The following is a 2,940-nucleotide window of genomic DNA, read 5'->3' on the forward strand; positions in this document are numbered from 1 at the left end:
AGTGCTAAAGAATTTACTACTTCACAAATAACAACTACAAATAGTAATTTAAGTAAAGCTACAAGTGAAATTAATATTTTAAAAGAACAGATAAATACTAAAGTATCTCAAACTGATATAGATAAAAGTATTTCTAATATTACTTTAGGTGGTAGGAATTTATTTTTAAAAAGTAAAGGACCTTTTAAGAGTTCAAATGAATATGTAGGCATATCAATAACATCTGTAGCAGAAAAATATTTAAATAAAACAGTTACAATATCAGCAGATGTAAAAGCTAATAGGATTGGTAAAATCCAATTTTATTCACTAGGTGGATATAAAGTAAATTTTTATGTTACTAGAGAGATAACAACAGAATGGATAAGAATAAAAGCCACTGGAAAGTTTACACTTGACGACGAGAAACAAAAGTGGTGTGATTTAAGTTTTTACGGAAATTATGGTAGTGGACTTATAACAGAAGTAAAAAATGTAAAAATAGAACTTGGTGAATTAGAATCGGATTATACAGAAGCGCCAGAAGATACTGAGCAATTAATAGTAGATAATATAAAAGTAGTTACAGATAAAATAAATGATGTATCTACTAAATTAACTCAAACTAAGGATAGTCTACAAGCTAGTGTAAATAGTTTAAATAGTACTACACAAACAATAACAACTAATTTAACTAATACAACTAATGATTTAAGTAATAAGATAAATACAGCTAAAACAGATGCTATTAATAGTTCTAAGAGTTATGCTGATACTAATAAAATTGAAGCTATTACAAGTGCCAATTCACATGCTGATTCAGTGGCAACTACTAAAGCTAATGCAGCTCAATCTAATGCTATAGCTCATGCTGATAATGTTGCTACAATTAAATCAAATGAAGCAAAAAGTCAAGCTATAAGTAGTGCAAACTCATATACTAATTCAGCAAAACAACAGGCTATAGATTCAGCTAATAGTCACGCTAATTCAATAGCAGAGCAAAAGAAAAATGAAGCAATAGTGGGTGCTAGAGAAATCCCTGATACTAGAAATGATAATCAAACTCCAGATTGGTATATGAAAAATTATCCTTTCCAAACAATAACAGAGTTTAAATTTGCTAGAGTAGTTAAAATACCAAATGCCAGCAATAATTATAATTATGGGACACTTGAAACAAAAGTACCTTGGAATGGTTCTAGTGGTGGCTATCCTACTCAAATATTTAGAAGTAGTGATTATCCTACTTATCAAAGGCATGGAATTAATGGTACAACATGGAGTTCATGGGAACAGATAGAAGATACTCAAGGATCACAATCAAAGGCGGATAGTGCTTTAAATAATGCTAAGACTTATACTAACGCTCAAATAACAACAGTAAATACAAGAGTATCTAATGCAGAAAGTTCTATTAATGTTTTAAAAGGTCAAATCTCAACTAAAGTAAGTCAAAGTGATATTGATAAAACAGTTAATAATATTCAGATTGGTGGAAGAAATTATGGTTTAGACACTGGAAAAATGTTAGAAACAATATATAATGTATCGTTTAGTAGCAAATTAGTTTTTCAAAAGAATAAAACATATACTCTTGCTTTAGATTTTGATGCAGAAAATTTAGTTGCAGGATCTCAAGCAAGGATAGGATGTGAATTTTCTATTGGATTTGCAGATGGTAGCAGATCTTATTATGGAGTATGGCACTATATTAGTGATGGAACTTCATTTAAAGGAAGAAAGTATGTTACGTTTACAATACCTAATTTAGACATAACAGATACCCCAACAAGTTGTCGTATTTATCCTGACTTAGTTAGTAGTGGTAAAAGATTTTTAGGTAACTTTAAATTAGAAGAAGGAAATAAACCTACCGATTGGACACCTGCACCTGAAGATATAGGACAAGAAATTAAAGATAATATAACTACAGTAACAGAGAAAATAAATACAGTAGAAAGTACATTAACACAAAAAACAAATAATATAAATGCAGCAGTAAGTAGTGTACAAAGTATATTAAATACTAAAGCTGATGGAAGTACAGTAAGTTCTATGCAAAGTCAATTAAGTAGCTTAAGTATAGGATTAAATGGAATTAAGTTAGAAGTGGCAAATAAAACTGATAAAGGTTCTATTATTAGTGCTATAAATCAATCAGCAGAAAATATTTCAATAAATGCTAGCAAGATAAATTTAAATGGAGCAACAACATTTGCAAAGAGTACAGGATTTAAAGCAATAGAAATAAACAATGCTATAATAAGTTTTTTTGATTGGGAAGGAAGTGAAAGAAGTGTCCCAGTAGGATCAATTTATTCTACTAGAACTGATAGAGATGCTAGAAAGCCAGGTATAGCAATAGGTCATGAAGAAAATTCAACTTTTGATATAGTTTTTAAAAAAGATAATAAAAGTTATTCTTTTGTTACTTTTGACAACGACAATATACTTGAAACTGGCTTTCCTATAGCATTTCATAAAGAAATTAGTCTTAGTGGTTACATTTTATGGTTAGGTAAAACAAAAAGAAATAGTATGTATGAAAGTACTAACGGTGACTTTACTATAAGAACAGCACATGGATTAAAAATAGCTGATAAAGATAATGGAACTTTAACTGCTGATTTAGATGCAAATTATACAGGCTTTAAGAAATGGGATCATAAATATTTTTATGCGATATTTAAGCCTGATGAATTTAACTTAAGCAACGGAAAAGGACAATCATATTTTTGGACTGAAAGCGGTAACTCTAATATTTTTACTGGTAGTGGAATCAATATGAAGATACAAGGAGATTTAACTGTTACTGGTAGAAAAAATAGAATAGTTAAAGATACTATTTATGGAGATTTAGCTCTTAATGCAGTAGAAAGCACAGAATGTTGGTTTACAGATATGCTTATAGAGCAAAGTAGAACAGATGCTAACGGCGATTGTATAATATGGTTTGAT

General features: G+C 29.5%; 1 pseudogene. It reads left to right on the top strand.

Going from position 1 to position 2,940, the window contains the following annotated elements:
- Positions 1-2,940 (top strand): annotated as a pseudogene (locus O212_RS16735) (hypothetical protein); the annotation flags it as partial.

Origin of the sequence: Clostridium sp. Ade.TY, from assembly GCF_000498355.1 — a bacterium.
GTDB lineage: Bacteria > Bacillota > Clostridia > Clostridiales > Clostridiaceae > Clostridium.